The sequence below is a fragment of the Flavobacterium hibisci genome, from assembly GCF_020026925.1.
Classification (GTDB): Bacteria; Bacteroidota; Bacteroidia; order Flavobacteriales; family Flavobacteriaceae; genus Flavobacterium; species Flavobacterium hibisci.
Window position 1 is genome coordinate 186,425 of record NZ_JAIQDW010000003.1, and the last position, 16,377, is coordinate 202,801.

The window sequence follows — 16,377 nt, forward strand, 5'->3', positions numbered from 1 at the left end:
ATGAAAGTAACAGAACATATAGAAAACGCCAAAGGAAAAACATTATTCTCATTTGAAATTATTCCGCCTCAAAAGGGGAAAAGCATTCAGGAATTGTACGATAACATTGATCCGTTAATGGAGTTTAATCCGCCGTTTATTGATGTAACAACTTCTCGCGAAGAGTACATCTATATTGATAAAGGGAACGGACTTTTAGATAAGAAGTTAACTCGTATGCGTCCGGGAACGCTTGGAATATGCGCTTCTATAAAACACAAATACAATGTTGATACTGTGCCGCACTTGCTTTGCGGCGGATTCACACAGGAAGAAACAGAATATATGCTGGTAGATTGTCACTATTTAGGAATCAACAATGTTATGGCGCTTCGTGGTGATGCGATGAAACACGAGCAATCTTTCGTTCCTAAAGATGGCGGTAATCATTATGCTGTTGATCTGGTTAGACAAATCAATGATTTGAACTGCGGTAAATACCTTCATGAAGTGATGGATGTCGACAACAGAGCCGATTTTTGTATTGGTGTTGCAGGCTATCCGGAGAAACATCTGGAGTCGCCTTCTTTACAGTCTGATTTGCGAAGATTAAAAGAAAAAGTAGATGCCGGAGCAGATTATGTGGTAACGCAAATGTTTTTCGACAACGCTAAATATTTTGCTTTCGTAGAAAAAGCAAGGGAAATGGGTATTACAGTGCCAATTATTCCGGGAATTAAGCCAATTGCAGTTCAAAAACACATGCAGATCCTGCCTCAGATTTTCCGCATCGATTTACCGGAAGATTTGATTCACGAAGTCGATAAATGCAAAAACAACGCTGAAATCAAACAAGTAGGAATCGAGTGGGCGATTCAGCAGTCAAAAGAATTAAAAGAAGCCGGAGTTCCGTTTTTACATTATTATTCAATGGGTAAATCTGAGAATATCCGTCAGATTGCCAGTCAGGTTTTTTAATTGTTGCGTACAGTCATTGCGAGGGACGAAGCAATCTCACGAAGTATATCTTTGAAGATTTTGTAGCTTTGGTTGCTTCGTCCCTCGTAATGACTGACATAAAATTGGAATTTGGAATTTTTTAAATTGGAATTTAAACCTTATTATCATGAAAAATGAAGAACTACAGGCAATAGCATCCCAATTAAAACATCCAACAGGAGAAAAAGGAATTGAGATTGCGAACATGATGCATGAAACCAACATCAACATGACGCGCCATTCAATTCAGAATCTCAATATTTCATCAGGAAATAGTATTCTTGAATTAGGCCACGGAAACGCAGGCCATGTTGAATTTCTTTTTGAACAAGCGGAAAATCTAAAATATTACGGACTCGAAATGTCTGAGTTAATGTTTCAGGAAGCACGCCAGATCAATAGAAATTTTGTTTCTCAAAAACAAGCTTTCTTTTCGGTTTATGACGGAAATATCATTCCGTTTGACGCAGCATCTTTCGATAAAATTTTCACAGTAAATACTATTTATTTTTGGCAGGATCCTCAAAAACTGCTTTTAGAAATCTACAGGGTTTTAAAGCCAAATGGAAATTTCTGCCTGACATTTGCTGAGGAAAGTTTTATGAAAACGCTTCCGTTTACGCAATTTGAATTTGAGCTTTATAGTACAGAAAAAGCACTTAAACTAATTGAAAAAACAGTTTTTAGAGTTGTTTACACTGAAAGCCAGACCGAAAAAGTAAAAAGCAAAACAGGAGAGCTTGTTGACCGGGCTTTTACTACGATTGTTTTAGAGAAGTAATTTTTTTCAGCTCCAATAATGGTAATAATTCATTCTGTTTTATTACCGTTTTAATACGTCAAACTTTTTAAATTTTATATAGTGAATTCAGTACTTCAACACGATTTAAATAATTTTGAAAACATTTTAGAAAAAACAAAAAAGCAGGGAATCGACTTTTTGAATAATCTTGGAAATATTCCAACTTCTAACAAAAAATCAATCGATCACAGCAGAGAATTAAACGAATTAGGTTTAGGATCGCTGGCAGCTTTAGAAGAATTTAATGCAAGACTGGCACCTTTAATGGTTGCTTCTTCCGGGCCAAGATATTGGGGTTTTGTAACCGGCGGTTCAACACCTGCATCGATTGTTGGTGACTGGCTGACTTCAATTTACGATCAAAACACACAAGCTGTAAAAGCGCAGGGCGGCGTATCGGCATTGATAGAATTTGAAACAATAAATCTGCTTTTGCAATTATTAGAGTTGCCAAAATCATTTTTGGGCGGATTTGTAACAGGTGCGACGATGTCCAATTTTACCTGCTTAGGAGTTGCGAGGCAATGGTTTGGAATACAATTTGGGAAGGATTTTGCCAAAAACGGAATTTCAGAAAACCTAAATATTTTTTCTGCTACGCCACATTCTTCTTCCATAAAAGCATTATCGATGTTAGGAATTGGAAGTCAAAATTATACTGCGATTAAAACTATTGAAGGAAATCGCGAAGCAATTGATATAGTAGATCTGAAGAAAAATATTAAATCCCTAAACGGGAAACCTTTTATTTTGATTTCAAGTGCAGCAACAGTAAATACTGCCGATTTTGATGATTTTGAAGCTATTTCAAAACTAAAAGAAAAATATGATTTCTGGTGGCATATTGATGCTGCTTTTGGAGGTTTTGCAGCTGTATCGGATAAATACAAACATTTGGTAAAAGGCTGGGAAGGCGCAGACAGTATTACAATTGATTGCCATAAATGGCTGAATGTGCCTTACGAAAGCGCCTTTTATTTGATAAAAGAGCAGCATACAGCTTTACAGATTGAAACTTTTCAGAACTCTAATGCACCGTATTTAGGGAATCCATTAGAAAATTTTAATTACCTGAATGTGTTGCCGGAAAATTCAAGACGTTTGAGAGCCTTACCGGTTTGGTTTTCATTATTGGCGTATGGAAAAGAAGGTTTTCAGGATATAGTTGAAAATAGTGTTTCACTGGCTTTGGATTTTGGAAATGCTCTTTCGAATGAAGGAAATTTTAAACTTCTGGCTCCAATACATCTAAATAATGTTTGTTTTACTCTAAAAGGAGAGGACAATCAGGAAAAAGTATCTCAGTTTTTGACAAACCTCAATGATACCGGAAAAGTATTTATGACACCTACTGTATATCAAGACATAAAAGGAATCAGGGCTTCGTTTGTAAATTGGCGTACGAATAAAGAGGATGTTGTAGCAGTTGTCAACTTAATGAATTCAGTTTTCTCTTCATAAAAAAAACTAATTTTCGGTTTTTTAATCATCCTGTTCCAAATAGAGACAGGATTTTTTTTGATTAATTTGTAAGTTTAATATTAAAAATAGTTTTCTTTTATTATTGCTTTTATTTTTGATTATTTAGGTTTTTTATTTTTTTTAAGTTAAATCTCTGTTTTTTGTAAATAAAATACAAATATGATAATTTTAAAGCTGTTTTTATTTTTTATTTAGAATAATTAAAAATAATTTGCACAACCTTGACTGCGATGTTAATTTTGTCTCAAATTTAATTTAAACTAAATCTAAATAATGCAAATAAATAGAATATTAGTATTGCTATTAATTTTGTTTACCTCACAACAAGGATTTTCGCAAAACAGTAAAGTAATTTTAAGTGGTATTGTACTCGGGAACAATGGAAAACCCCTTGAAGGCGTTTCTGTAGCATTAAAAGAAACAGCATATTCGGCATTAACAAATGAAGAAGGAAAGTATGAAATTAATGCAATTCCCGGTAATTATACACTTTCAGTAAGTTATATAGGTTACAAATCGAAACAAACAAAAATTAACCTTCAGTCAAATCAAACGGCACCAAATATCACAATCGAAGAAGATATGGCGGCTCTTGAAGAAGTTCAGGTTAAAGGAAAAACTAAAGTGCAACGTGTTAAAGAGCAGCCTTTTAATATTTCTACAGTTGATTTAAAACAATTATATAATACATCAGCAGATTTAAATCAGGTTTTAAATACAACTACTGGTGTGCGTGTACGTGAATCTGGTGGAATGGGATCTGAGTTTAAATTTTCTGTAAATGGTTTTTCAGGTGAACAGATTAAATTTTTTCTGGACGGAATCCCGATGGATAATTATGGTTCTTCTTTTACCTTAAATAATATTCCTGTAACAATGGCCGAACGAATTGATGTATATAAAGGAGTTGTGCCAATTGAGTTAGGAGGGGATGCACTAGGAGGAGCAGTAAATATTGTTACAAACAGAAGTATCAATAGATTTGTAGATGCTTCGTATAGTTTTGGCTCTTTTAATACACACAAATTATCTATCAATACGAGATTGACAAGTAAAAAAGGTGTAATAGCAAATATTTTAGCCTTTGGAAATTATTCTGATAATAATTTTAAAGTTACAGCCCGTATTCCAGATTCATTTTCCGGTGTTTATGGACCTGAGCAAAAACTTGAACATTTTCATGACGGCTATAAACAGGCATCTGTTATGGCAGAAGTAGGTGTGAAAGATAAAAAATATGCAGATTATTTATTATTTGGAGCAACTGTCAGTGCAAATGAAAAAGAAATTCAACAAGGAACTACAATGCTGAGAGTTGTTGGAGATGCTTTTACAGACAGTAAAAACTTTGTTCCTTCATTAAAATATAAAAAGAGTGATTTATTTACCAAAGGATTGACAGCAAGTTTGGCTGCATCCTATAATATTTCTCAGGACAGAGTAGTGGATACTTCATCAGCACGATATGACTGGTCTGGAAATTATTCAATTAAAAGTTATGAAAGTGGCGGAGAGATAAATACAGTAAAAACTCTTATGGTGTTTGACATTAAATCGCTTCAAAGCAATGCAAATCTTCGATATGATTTAAATGAGAATAATGCTTTGGCTTTTAATTATACTCTGTTATACTACAAGCGTAAAGAAGATAATGAATACAGTACTAAAGACACTCCAAGTGAACCATTTATAAACAAAAATGTTTTAGGTCTTTCTTATAATTTATCTGCCTTAGAAAAGAGGTTCTCCTTTACAGCATTTACCAAAATGTTTGATATGAAAGGTGAAATTAAAGACCAAAACGGGAATATTACAAAACCAATGTTTAATGATATTGGTTATGGAACAGCAGCAGCTTATTTTATTATTCCAGAGGAATTTCAGGTAAAAGCATCATACGAACATGCTTACAGACTCCCCTCGGCCCTTGAATTATTAGGAGATGGAGGATACAGAGTAAATCCAAATCCAGAGCTTCAAAGAGAGGTTAGTGATAATGTTAATCTTGGTTTCGCTTATAAAAAAACGTTTGGAGTACATTCTTTAGGTTTAGAAACAAGTTTTATCTATCGTCAGGGAAATAATTTTATACAACCGGGAATTGACCCAAATGACGCTACAAAAAGTAAAAGCAGAAACTTTAAAAATGTACAAGTTACCGGTGTAGATGGAGTAGTTCATTACGGCTACAAAGAATGGTTCACTTTTGATGCTAATGCCACTTATCAAAAGAAATTGAACATGGACGATAGTCTTTTACCGGGAACAAATCAGGTGAATTATTTATATAAAACACAAGTTCCGAATGAACCAATTTTTTATGGTAACGGAAATCTGGGCTTTCATTTTAAAAAGCTAAAATTTACAGATGATTTTCTAACCTTCAATTTATCGACAACTTACGGAGCAAGTTATTATTTAAATCCTCCTACTTTAGGTAGCCAGAATAAAAAGGAAATACCTGAGCAGCTTTACTATTCAGCATCATTAGCTTATACGCTTAAAGGAGGACGTTACAATATCGCTTTAGAATGTCATGACCTGACAGATGTTAAATTGTATGATTATTATAACGTGCAAAAACCAGGAAGATCATTTACTATGAAGTTAAGATACTTCTTTATGTAATTTTTACTCTAAGAATAAGATTATAAACTAAATATTTAATTCTGTTTTACGACAGATATAATTAATTAAAATCAAATAAAATGAAAACAATTAAAAGTTTATTGGCAATTACGCTAATGTCTGCTGCTTTATTTTCTTGCAGTAGTGATGATTCTTCAGAAAGCACAACAGAAGGAAGTAAATATGTTTTGGGCTATCAAACTGCGACATGGAACAGTAATTACATGTGGAGTTTTGATTCATTAGATCAAATAATGAGCGGAACAATTGATATGACAGGAAAAGGTATTGAACAAGGAGGTTCTTATATTCCTATCGCAAATACTATGTTTGCTTGTGATACCGAAGTAGAAGGAGCAGCTCCTTTTTATTTAAATTCAGCCAGTCAGTTAGTTCCTGGAAACCGTGTATTTATTGAATCACAATTTGCATACGGAGTGACAGATGATAATAAATTATTAATTGTTGGTGCTTCCTGGGAAGGAAGTTCAACAGATAATGAGTTGATTATTTATGATCCGGTAAAGCAGGCTATTACAGGTCGTAAATTTAACAACTTTGCTACCACTACAGGACGTTTTGATTTTCCAACAGGTGTAACTGTAGTTGGAGACAAAATATTTGTTTCTGTATTTGACAGAGATGCTAGTGATAACTGGGATATTGATCAAAAAAATGCGTACATAAGAGTTTATGACTATCCTTCATTAAACTTTGTAAAAAGAATTGCAGATACTCGTACTACCGCAGTAGGGATGTATTACACAAATACTGGAATTATCCGTACAGAGTCTGGAAATGTTTATACTTTCTCTTCAAATGCTATGGCTTCTGGATACAAAGTTGCAGAAGGTGAAACTTCTGGAATACTTCGTATTAATAAAGGTCAGACAGAATTTGATGCTAATTATTTCTTTGACGTTCAGGCTAGTTCATTAAATGGTAAAGTAGTGGCTGCTTATCCTTTAGGTGGAGAAAAAGCATATATTGTTTATGTTCCTACAGCTGATGATACAGTAGATTGGGGATTCTTAAACCATTCTTCATACAAATTTAAATCAGCAATTATTGATTTGCCATCTAAAACTATAACTCCAGTAACAGGATTACCTCTTCATGCAGGTGACAGTTATTTTGGAATTGGTAGTTTATTTGTTGAAGACGGAAACGCTTACAAAGCTTTTGTAACTAATGACGAAGTTCGTGTTTATAAAATTAATATTGCGTCTGGTGTTGCAATTGCAGGAGCAAAAGTAACCGGAGGAGGAACAGATATCTCGGCAATTACTAAATTAACTCCACAATAAAAAAACTTATTTTTTTTGAGCCATATAATCATTGCTGCTAAAGCCTTGATTATATGGTTTTTTTATACTAATGATTTAATAATTTGAAATCATGACCAAAACCCAAAAAAAACTGTTAAGCCTATTACTAAATCTAAATCACGTTTTCGTAAAATTAATAACTGGCTGCATCTGTGGCTTGGGCTTATATCCGGCGCAATTGTATTTGTTGTTTGTCTTACTGCCTGCATTTGGGTATTTAATGAGGAAATTACGGGATTGATAGATTCTAAAAGCAATATAAAACCAGAACAAAAGGAAGTTGTAATTCCGTCAAAAATACTGGAAATAGCAGCTAAAAGATTCCCTGGTAAAAAGATTGAATCGGCTATTTTCAAAGAAGGAAGAACTGTTGATGTAGGAATTGGGGAGTGGGAAGATAAGGAGCGATACACATTAAACGGAATCCTTATAATGGTAAAATTGTTGATGTTGAAACACATTACAAAGACGAATTTATCTTTTTTGACTGGGTATTAAAAGGACATCGTTTTTTATGGCTTCCATGGAAAATAGGAAGACCAATAGTGAATTATGCAACAATGGTTTTTGTTGTTTTATTGATTACCGGATTGGTTTGGTGGTATCCAAAAAAATGGAATAAAACAACACGTGACAAAAGTTTTAAAATCAAATGGACTGCCAATTGGAAGCGTATCAACATCGATTTACATAACGTATTTGGGTTTTATTCGCTTTTGTTTTTACTTGCTATTGCACTTACCGGAATGGTTTGGGGAATAGAATGGTACAGTAAGGGATTATATTACACTACTTCCGGAGGAGAAACTCTTACGGAATGGAAAGAAAAAGAGTCGGACTCTTTGCAACAAGGAAAACATTATACTTTAAAACAAGCAATGGATGCTTCCTGGAAAAAGGTAATCGCAGATAATCCAAAATCAGAGGGTTTTTATTATAGATTCCCCGATACAACAAATGCTAAAGCGGCTATTTATATGATGGCTTACCCTAATAAAGGGCAGTTTTATAATGCGAATTTCTACTATTTTGATCAGCACACTTCAAAACGAATTACAGATAAAGCCTTTGACAGTAAAAAATATAAAGAGCTGGGCTTTGGAGGTAAATTAAGAAAAATGAATTACGATATACATATTGGATCCATTTTAGGGTTTCCGGGAAAAATACTTGCTTTTTTTGCTGCACTTATTGGTGCCACTTTACCTGTTACCGGATTTATTATTTGGTACAATAGAAAGTGGGGGAAAAGAAAAATTAAAACAATTAAGTCTTAAAATCAGGATATGATGATTTTGTACCAAACAGATTATATTGATTTTTCTTATATTTAGCACTAATTTTAAATTAAGCAGATAATGATAAAGATATATAGTTGTTTATTTATTCTAATGTTTGCTAATATATTGTTTTCACAACAGGAAGGAGTTAAAATTCCGCTTTGGAAAAATGGTGCTCCCGGTTTTGAAAATCGTAAAGATGAACCCGAACAAGCTCAGGACTGGTGGGTGAGAAATATTCATAATCCATCCATAACAGCTTATTTTCCAGAGAAGCCAAATGGATTGGCAATACTTATTTGTCCCGGAGGCGGGCATGAAAACCTGGTTTTTAATTCGGAAGGGAAAGATGCTGCTGCGTTTTTAAACAGTATAGGAATTACAGCTTTTGTCCTGAAATATCGTTTAGCCAGAACAAAAGATTCTCCATACAAATTAGAAACTCATATTAAGCAGGATGCTGAAAGAGCGATGAGACTCATAAGAAGCAAAGCAGCTGAATATAAAATTGATGTCAACCGAATTGGTGCGATGGGATTTTCTGCAGGCGGTGAAGTGGTTGCGCTGATTGCCTATAAATCTAATAATGTTGTGAAAAACACTTCAGATGCAATAGACAAATTAGACGCACAGCCCAATTTTCAAATATTAGTGTATCCGGGACCATTGTTTGTTCCGAAAGAAATTAAGGCTGATGCGCCACCAGCTTTTTTAGTAGCGGCAAATGATGATTCCTGCTGTTCAGGACCAATAGTGGAATTGCTCAACGGATACCGAAAAGCGAATGTTCCGGTAGAAATGCATTTATACTCTAAAGGCGGGCATGCTTTTAATATGGGCAAAAGAGCTAAAACAAACTCACTGAAAACCTGGTCACAGCGATTAACAGACTGGTTTGAGGATAATAATTATTTTTTGAAATAAGGATTTTGAATTTGATTTGGAAGTTACAGTCATTCACCATCGGGTAGAAATAAAACAATTAGCCCGGATATTACTCCAGGCTAATTATTCAGATACATTTTTACTATTTTGGTTAGGATATTAAAATTTAAAATGAATACCCAAGTGTCAAGAGCCAATTTGATGGTGCCCCGGGGAACAGACGAATATAGTCATAACCGCCAACCCAGTAGGTTTTATTAGTTATATTATTGGCATTCAACTGTATTTTAAACTTATTAATATTATAATACAAAGCAGCATTAAATAACGTATAGCCTGGAATTGTTTGTGTTATGGTCTGACTTAAATTTCGGGTTGTTACAAAGTTAGATCCCATTGCGATTCCAAAATCTTTAAGTGCACCATCAGTAAAATTGTAACGCGTCCAGATATTGCCCTGCTGAACGGGTGTATTAGGTTTTTGTCTTCCAATTTCGGTTGCTTCCGGACTTTCTGTTATATACGCTTCATTATAAGAATAGGCCGCCGAGATGCTCCAGTTTCTTGTTATACTTCCGTTTACATCAATCTCAATACCTTTAGATTCTTCTTCTCCAACAGCTCGCATTAAATCTGGATTTGTGGTATCATTCGCCGGATACAAGGTATTTTTCTGCTGAATTTTAAACAAGGCTACCGTTACGAAAAGTCTTTCCCTGAACCAGGAAGATTTTCCTCCAAATTCAATCATATTACTTTCTAAAGGATCAAAAGGACCTCCTGCATTTGGATTTGATAATGAGGAAGCCAATTGGGGGTTATATCCTTTTACATAAGTCCCATAAAGATTAATATTTTGATTAAGCGTATAGGTTAAACCAAAACGCGGTAAAAATGAATGCTGCTTTACTTTTTTCTCAGTATCTTTTTTATAATTCTCTTTATCGGTATACTCATCATATCGAATTCCTAGTAATGCCTGAAAAGCCCCAAATTTTACATGATCCTGAAAATATACCCCATACAAAGAGTAATACGTAGGATCATACGCCCGAACCGTATAAAAATATTTGCTCATGTCTTTTAGTTGCTGAGATGCTGATGGATTTGTCAAGTCAAAATGCGCTACGTTTGGTACTGGATTTCCTTTAGAATCTAATAAATAAGCGCTTTTGTTATTCGGATTATATGTTGCGATAAATCCTGTGTTGGCAGCATTTCGGTATCCGGATGCCTGTAATTGAGAACCACCCGGGGGAACATTTTCCTGTGCATAGTCGTAACCGGCAATCAGATTATGATCGAAAATTCCGGTTTTAACCTGATATTTTAAAAAAGCAGAAAGATTATCGATATAACGTTTACGCTTGCGTTGAAAAACCTGCATTTCAATTGCCGTTGAAATTGTGCTTCCATCACCTGCAGAAGCATATTTATTAGCACCGCGGTGTTCCAGCAGATCTTCGTTATAGCCTGTACGTATATAGGAAGCTGAAAAAGACAAACGATCTGTAAATTGGTGGTTTAGGGAAGTGGTTACAATGTAGGTTTCCTCATTTAAATAATCATTTGTCGAATTCAAAGAGTTGGAAATCTTTGTCGAATACAAATTATCTTCATAGGTAGACTGTCCTCGATCAAGAATACTTTTTGATGAGGTATAAATCAAATCAAAATTGACGCTCGTTTTATCATTAGGCAAAAAAGATAAAGACGGGGCTAACACGATATTTTTATCAAATTGTAAATCTCTAAATGAATTGGCGTTCTCATACCCCAGATTCAGACGGTATAAAAGAGACTTATCTTCAGTGAGCGGACCAGTAAAATCAGCCAGAGCTCTTAATGTATTAAAACTGCCTGTAGAAAAACTGACGCTGTTGGCCGCCTGATCTAAAGGTTTTTTGGTAACACGATTTAAAACTCCTCCAGGTGATGCATTTCCAAACAAAGCCGAAGACGGACCTTTTAAAACTTCAACACGTTCTAAGTAATTGGCAAGCGGCTGTTTCCAAAAACCTGTCGAGGTTCGCATTCCGTTTAATAATTGCGTATTACTTCCTCCATTGATACGAAATCCTCTAATGGAGATATCATCATAAAAAGTAAACTGACTTACCCCGCTGAAGTTTTTTACAACCTCGCCTACGCGAATGGTACCCTGATCTGCGATTAACTCTTTTGTGGCATAAGAAACTGCCTGAGGTAAATCTTTTAGAGCAATTTCTGTTTTGGCTCCAATAAAAGATTTGGTGTTTTTATAGGACTTCTCTTTTCGACCTGTAATTTCTACTGCCTGGAGCGTATTGATGTTTTTTTGTAAAATTATAGAAACTTCTGCATTTTCATTTTCATGCAGTTCAATTGTTTTTTCCAAAGCAGAAAACCCCATTGCGGAAAAAGAAACAGTATAAAATCCTGGTACAAGATTCGAAATTTCGAAATTTCCGTTATCATCAGAAACGGTATTTTTTTTTAAGCTTTTAATGGAAATAGAAGCATACGAAACAGCTTCATCATTATCGGAAATTATTTTTCCTGTAATTTTTGCATTTTGTGCCTGCCCCATATTGAAAAAGGCTAACAATACTACTAAATAAGTAAACTTCATGGCGGTTATTTAAATTTTAGACCGCAAAAATAAAATAATTTAGACTAAATAAAAATAAAAAACCATGTTTTTGTAAAGAAAAATCTACTTACATAGATGCATATCTGTATTTCTTTTAAGTTGTAATGGTTTTAATAAAATATGTTTTTAGATTGGCTATATAATAAACATTTAAGGCTTATCTCAAATCATTGATGAAATAAAAAAACTCGTTTTTAATTTAAAACGTGTTTTTTTATTTATCTGAAAACAGGAACTTATTTGGTAATCTCCCTAAACACAGCTTCCAGGTTTTTATTTTTCTGATTAAGCTGTAATGTTTTTAATCCGTTATCGTGTGCAAAATCAAAAACAGCCGGTCGCATGTCTTTATCAGCCAGAAACGTTAATTCCCACAAACAATCATGTATGTTAGCGTATGATTTTAAATGCGGGATTGCAGCAATTAACTGTTCTTCAATTTTATAATCAAATTCAACTTCGATTACCTGTTCTTTATCTGCCGAGATTAAATTGTCCAGTTTTTTATCCGCTACAATTTTTCCTTTGTCAATAATGATCACGCGGTCACAAATCGCCTCTACTTCCTGCATGATGTGAGTTGACAAAAATACGGTTTTATCCTTGCCTACATTTTTGATTACATTTCTAATTTCAATCAATTGATTCGGATCTAAACCTGTAGTAGGTTCGTCCAGAATCAATACATCAGGATTGTGTAATAGGGCATTGGCAAGTCCTACACGCTGGCGGTATCCTTTTGATAACTGACTGATTTTTTTATGGCTCTCCGGTGATAGTCCTGTGAGTTGAATTACTTCTTCGATTCTGGATTTATTCACTTTATAAACATCGGCATTAAAAGCCAAATATTCACGAACATATAAATCTAAATATAGAGGATTATGTTCTGGTAAATAGCCAATAGAACGCTGAACCTCTTTTGTATTTGCCAAAACATCCTGGCCATTTACTAAAGCTGAGCCATCATCTGCAAGTAAATAAGTGGTCAAAATCTTCATTAAAGTAGATTTTCCGGCGCCATTTGGACCAAGAAATCCAACTATTTCCCCTTTTTGAATCGAGAATGAAATAGCATCTAATGCTTTTTGAGTTCCGTAACTTTTTGATATGTTGTTTACTTCTATCGACATGACTTTTTATTTACTGCAAAAATAAACAGAAATAGTATCGGTTGCTAAATTTTGTTCTGTATTGAACTTAATTAAATTGAAAATTTAAAAGGTTGGCCTTAAAAAACAGAAAACAATAATGAAAACGAAAGCCTGTGATTTAGCCCCGATAGAAACGGCATCCTTTTTCTGGCTCCTTTAGCCGGGAAAAGATATAGTGAATAGCGGGACAGGTTTTGTGCTAATGAAGATGTCTCTGCTTCAAAAAAATGCCAACAAAGTGAAGCCGGAACGAATCATAACTACAAGAGACCGACTTCACCTGTTGACAATAAAAAACAAGAAATTATTTAAAAGGCATTATAAGCTTACAGGATATCCGATTTCAGCTCTCATTTCCTGAGCGGCAGAAACCATTTCGATTAAGGCTTTTTTGGTTTCATCCCAATGGGGTGTTTTCAAACCACAATCCGGATTAACCCATAACTGATCTACGGGAATTACCGCTGAAGCTTTCTCTAGCAATTTCACCATTTCTTCGCTTTTTAAAGAACATGCGAAAAATGTGGGAAGCAATTTTGTGAAAGATATTGTGGCACTTTCTGAAATTATAGAATGTTATAATATTGCAGGCGATTATGATTTTATGCTCAAAATCTTAGTAAAAGATATGGCGAGTTATCAGTATTTTGTGATGAATAAATTATCGACGATTGAAAATATCGGAAACACAAATAGTATTTTCGTAATGGGAGAAATCAAACATAGTACGGCACTTTAGTTTTAATCATTATAAAATCGTAAAATAAAATGTATTTTTGAGCTTGAATCTAAATCAGAAACTTACAATCAAAGTATAAAAATGAACTGGGAACAACTTTTATCTCTTAAAAAACAAGGTGACACAAGCAAAAGATTACGTATAGAACAAGATGATACGCGGTTAGGTTTTGAGGTCGATTATGACCGAATCATCTTTTCGGCTGCGTTTCGGTCTTTGCAGGATAAAACACAGGTGATTCCGCTTTCTAAAACAGATTTTGTGCATACCAGATTGACGCATAGTCTGGAAGTTTCAGTTGTAGGACGTTCATTAGGACGCCTGGTTGGTAAAAAGATTATAGAGAAGTACCCTTATTTAAAAGAAGTTCACGGTTATCATATGAATGATTTCGGGGCAATTGTAGCTGCGGCTTCACTGGCACATGATATAGGAAATCCGCCATTTGGACATTCTGGTGAAAAAGCTATTGGAGAATATTTCTCGAGTGGAAAAGGATTAAAATACAAAGATAAACTTACTGCAAAACAGTGGCAGGACCTGATTGATTTTGAGGGAAATGCCAATGGGTTTTCGGTGCTAACCGGAAGCCGTCCGGGAATAGAAGGCGGGCTTAGGATTTCGTACGCAACTCTTGGCGCTTTCATGAAATATCCAAAAGAAAGCCTTCCTAAAAAACCGACTAATAATATTGCGGATAAAAAATACGGTTTCTTTCAGGCGGATAAGTTATTCTTTCAGGAAGTTGCTGAAGATATGGGTTTGATTTCGAACAAAGAAGAGGGGGATATTGGCTTTGAAAGACATCCTCTTGCCTATCTGGTTGAAGCGGCAGACGATATCTGTTATACTATAATTGATTTTGAAGATGGCATAAATTTAGGTTTGGTTTCTGAAGATTATGCTTTAGAATACCTCATCAAACTGGTAAAAGATAATATTGGTGTTGATAAATACAATTTATTAGAAACAAAAGAAGACCGAATCAGTTATCTTCGTGCTTTGGCGATTGGAGCTTTGATTAATGATGCTGTAGAAGTTTTTATTGAAAACGAAGAAGAAATCCTGGCCGGAAATTTCCCTTTTGCCTTAACAGATAAAAGCAAATATAAGGCACAGATGAATGATATTATCAAACTAAGTATCGATAAAATCTACCAAAGCCGTGAAGTAATTGAAAAAGAAATTGTAGGCTATCAAATAATCCAGACTTTGCTGGATAAATTTATCACCGCTTTTAATAACAAATATGAAGGAACTGCTTCAAATTACGATAAATTAATCCTGAAGATGCTTCCTGAAAAACATCATTTGGAAAAAGGTAATTTATATGAGCGTCTGCTTCATATTTGTCACTACGTTTCCCTTTTAACGGATGGAAATGCGTTAGAACTATATGAAATGATTAACGGCAGAAAAAAAAGTTAATCCATTTAAAAAGCATATACAAGGCCAACACCCAGAACTTGTCTTAATTGCATTCTTGGTCCATCATCAATTTGTGATTTTGAACCTGAGACAGGGTCAACAACATCTTTTTTAGTTTTAATATCGTCGTCATAAACGAGATGAACACCAATATTAGCTTTTACATAAGCATTAACCACAAGATCTAAACGAGTATCATAATCGATATCAACATTTCCAAAGCGGTTTAAATAATCAGTATATAAAGTCAGTCTGTTTTCGTAAAAAACATTTTTGTAAATCTCGCTTTTCATGTAACCTGTAAATAAGATACCGAACTCAGCTTTTACTTTCTGGCCTTCTTCAATTAAAATTTGGTTATTAGGGTCAAGAGGGTCGGTAGCATAAACCGCTTTTTTAACACCAAAAGCTCCCTGATCTGCTAAATCCTGATCTAATACTAAAGTGGTTTTTAACGTGATTGGAGAGAAATAAAAGGTTCTGTTCTTTTTCTTATCTGAATTTTCTGCTCCGGCTCCCAGAAAGATATAAGCGGGAGCAAAAGGTTTAGAGATTGCTACATCCCTGTTTGGATATCGGTAACCGTTGGTAAACTGAGTATTGAAATTGAATTTTGCAGAATAAAACCAATTAGAGATAGTATCTTTTCTAAAACCATAAGTGGAGTTAAACTGGATAGCATCATCCGTTTTTCTTAGTTCGGTACCATCTTGTTTATTCATTCCGTATTTTACAATAAGTTCATTAAACCATTTATGATTGTCTTTATTGTAGGTTCTGGTAAACTCGCCCTTAAAAAGTCCTGAAACAGAACTGGTTCCCCCTGCACTCCAGTTAACAAACGCAATTTCTGAAATATCAAAACCAAGTTTGTTTTTTTTAGCCCAGTTAGAAGGAGGTGGAGCTATTTGCCCAGGATCTAATGTTGTTCTGATAATTTGAGAAAAACTGTTAGCTGTAAATAATAAAATAATGAATAAAAAAAGGGTAGAGCGGAGTAATTTCATTAGGTTTAACTTTTGATTTCTTTTCGGCTGTGCA

The 16,377-nt window shown here is 34.5% G+C and carries 13 protein-coding genes and 1 pseudogene; 10 read left to right on the plus strand and 4 right to left on the minus strand.

Going from position 1 to position 16,377, the window contains the following annotated elements; genetic code table 11:
- The 8 genes from metF to K8B81_RS04835 all read left to right on the plus strand — a co-directional run bounded on the left by metF (position 1) and on the right by K8B81_RS04835 (position 9,422).
- Complete coding sequence (gene metF, locus K8B81_RS04800) at positions 1-957, plus strand: methylenetetrahydrofolate reductase [NAD(P)H] (protein ID WP_223679371.1); 957 nt, start codon at positions 1-3, stop codon at positions 955-957.
- A 148-nt stretch (positions 958-1,105) separates the two neighbouring features.
- The gene (locus K8B81_RS04805) at positions 1,106-1,759 is read left to right on the plus strand and encodes a class I SAM-dependent methyltransferase (RefSeq protein WP_223679373.1); all 654 of its coding nucleotides are present in this window, start codon (positions 1,106-1,108) and stop codon (positions 1,757-1,759) included.
- An 81-nt stretch (positions 1,760-1,840) separates the two neighbouring features.
- Positions 1,841-3,241, plus strand: coding sequence for a pyridoxal phosphate-dependent decarboxylase family protein (locus tag K8B81_RS04810; RefSeq protein WP_223679375.1), 1,401 nt, complete (start codon positions 1,841-1,843; stop codon positions 3,239-3,241).
- Between the two features lie 294 nt (positions 3,242-3,535).
- On the plus strand, positions 3,536-5,890 hold the full coding sequence (locus tag K8B81_RS04815; RefSeq protein ID WP_223679377.1) for a TonB-dependent receptor: 2,355 nt from the start codon (positions 3,536-3,538) through the stop codon (positions 5,888-5,890).
- A gap of 80 nt (positions 5,891-5,970) precedes the next feature.
- Positions 5,971-7,197 carry a DUF4374 domain-containing protein gene (locus tag K8B81_RS04820; RefSeq protein ID WP_223679379.1) on the plus strand — a complete coding sequence of 409 codons (1,227 nt, stop codon included), beginning with the start codon at positions 5,971-5,973 and terminating at the stop codon, positions 7,195-7,197.
- Positions 7,198-7,368: 171 nt separating this feature from the next.
- Entirely contained in the window at positions 7,369-7,716 is a 348-nt protein-coding gene (locus tag K8B81_RS04825; RefSeq protein ID WP_223679701.1) for a PepSY domain-containing protein, read from the plus strand.
- A complete protein-coding gene (locus tag K8B81_RS04830; protein WP_223679703.1) occupies positions 7,695-8,495 on the plus strand; it encodes a PepSY-associated TM helix domain-containing protein in 801 nt (266 codons plus the stop codon). The genes K8B81_RS04825 and K8B81_RS04830 overlap by 22 nt, the downstream gene beginning before the upstream one ends.
- A gap of 81 nt (positions 8,496-8,576) precedes the next feature.
- Entirely contained in the window at positions 8,577-9,422 is an 846-nt protein-coding gene (locus K8B81_RS04835; protein WP_223679381.1) for an alpha/beta hydrolase, read from the plus strand.
- A 127-nt stretch (positions 9,423-9,549) separates the two neighbouring features.
- Here K8B81_RS04835 and K8B81_RS04840 read toward each other — a convergent pair whose 3' ends face one another.
- The 3 genes and pseudogenes from K8B81_RS04840 to K8B81_RS04850 form a co-directional block, all read right to left on the minus strand.
- Positions 9,550-11,994, minus strand: a complete 2,445-nt coding sequence (locus K8B81_RS04840) for a TonB-dependent receptor (RefSeq protein ID WP_223679383.1) — start codon at positions 11,992-11,994, stop codon at positions 9,550-9,552.
- A gap of 257 nt (positions 11,995-12,251) precedes the next feature.
- Positions 12,252-13,148, minus strand: a complete 897-nt coding sequence (gene gldA, locus K8B81_RS04845) for a gliding motility-associated ABC transporter ATP-binding subunit GldA (protein ID WP_223679385.1) — start codon at positions 13,146-13,148, stop codon at positions 12,252-12,254.
- 339 nt (positions 13,149-13,487) lie between these two features.
- Positions 13,488-13,670 (minus strand): annotated as a pseudogene (locus tag K8B81_RS04850) (hypothetical protein); the annotation flags it as partial.
- A 22-nt stretch (positions 13,671-13,692) separates the two neighbouring features.
- Here K8B81_RS04850 and K8B81_RS04855 point away from each other — a divergent pair.
- Entirely contained in the window at positions 13,693-13,908 is a 216-nt protein-coding gene (locus tag K8B81_RS04855) for an Lrp/AsnC ligand binding domain-containing protein (RefSeq protein WP_223679393.1), read from the plus strand.
- Between the two features lie 81 nt (positions 13,909-13,989).
- A complete protein-coding gene (locus tag K8B81_RS04860; RefSeq protein ID WP_223679395.1) occupies positions 13,990-15,336 on the plus strand; it encodes a deoxyguanosinetriphosphate triphosphohydrolase in 1,347 nt (448 codons plus the stop codon).
- A 5-nt stretch (positions 15,337-15,341) separates the two neighbouring features.
- Here K8B81_RS04860 and K8B81_RS04865 read toward each other — a convergent pair whose 3' ends face one another.
- A complete protein-coding gene (locus K8B81_RS04865) occupies positions 15,342-16,343 on the minus strand; it encodes a DUF3078 domain-containing protein (RefSeq protein WP_025571115.1) in 1,002 nt (333 codons plus the stop codon).
- Positions 16,344-16,377 lie beyond the last annotated feature (34 nt).

Coding starts and splice junctions, on each gene's coding strand:
- metF (WP_223679371.1), top strand. CDS start 1: ATGAAAGTAACAGAACATATAGAAAACGCCAAAGGAAAAACATTATTC.
- K8B81_RS04805 (WP_223679373.1), top strand. CDS start 1,106: ATGAAAAATGAAGAACTACAGGCAATAGCATCCCAATTAAAACATCCA.
- K8B81_RS04815 (WP_223679377.1), top strand. CDS start 3,536: ATGCAAATAAATAGAATATTAGTATTGCTATTAATTTTGTTTACCTCA.
- K8B81_RS04820 (WP_223679379.1), top strand. CDS start 5,971: ATGAAAACAATTAAAAGTTTATTGGCAATTACGCTAATGTCTGCTGCT.
- K8B81_RS04835 (WP_223679381.1), top strand. CDS start 8,577: ATGATAAAGATATATAGTTGTTTATTTATTCTAATGTTTGCTAATATA.
- K8B81_RS04840 (WP_223679383.1), bottom strand. CDS start 11,994: ATGAAGTTTACTTATTTAGTAGTATTGTTAGCCTTTTTCAATATGGGG.
- gldA (WP_223679385.1), bottom strand. CDS start 13,148: ATGTCGATAGAAGTAAACAACATATCAAAAAGTTACGGAACTCAAAAA.
- K8B81_RS04860 (WP_223679395.1), top strand. CDS start 13,990: ATGAACTGGGAACAACTTTTATCTCTTAAAAAACAAGGTGACACAAGC.
- K8B81_RS04865 (WP_025571115.1), bottom strand. CDS start 16,343: ATGAAATTACTCCGCTCTACCCTTTTTTTATTCATTATTTTATTATTT.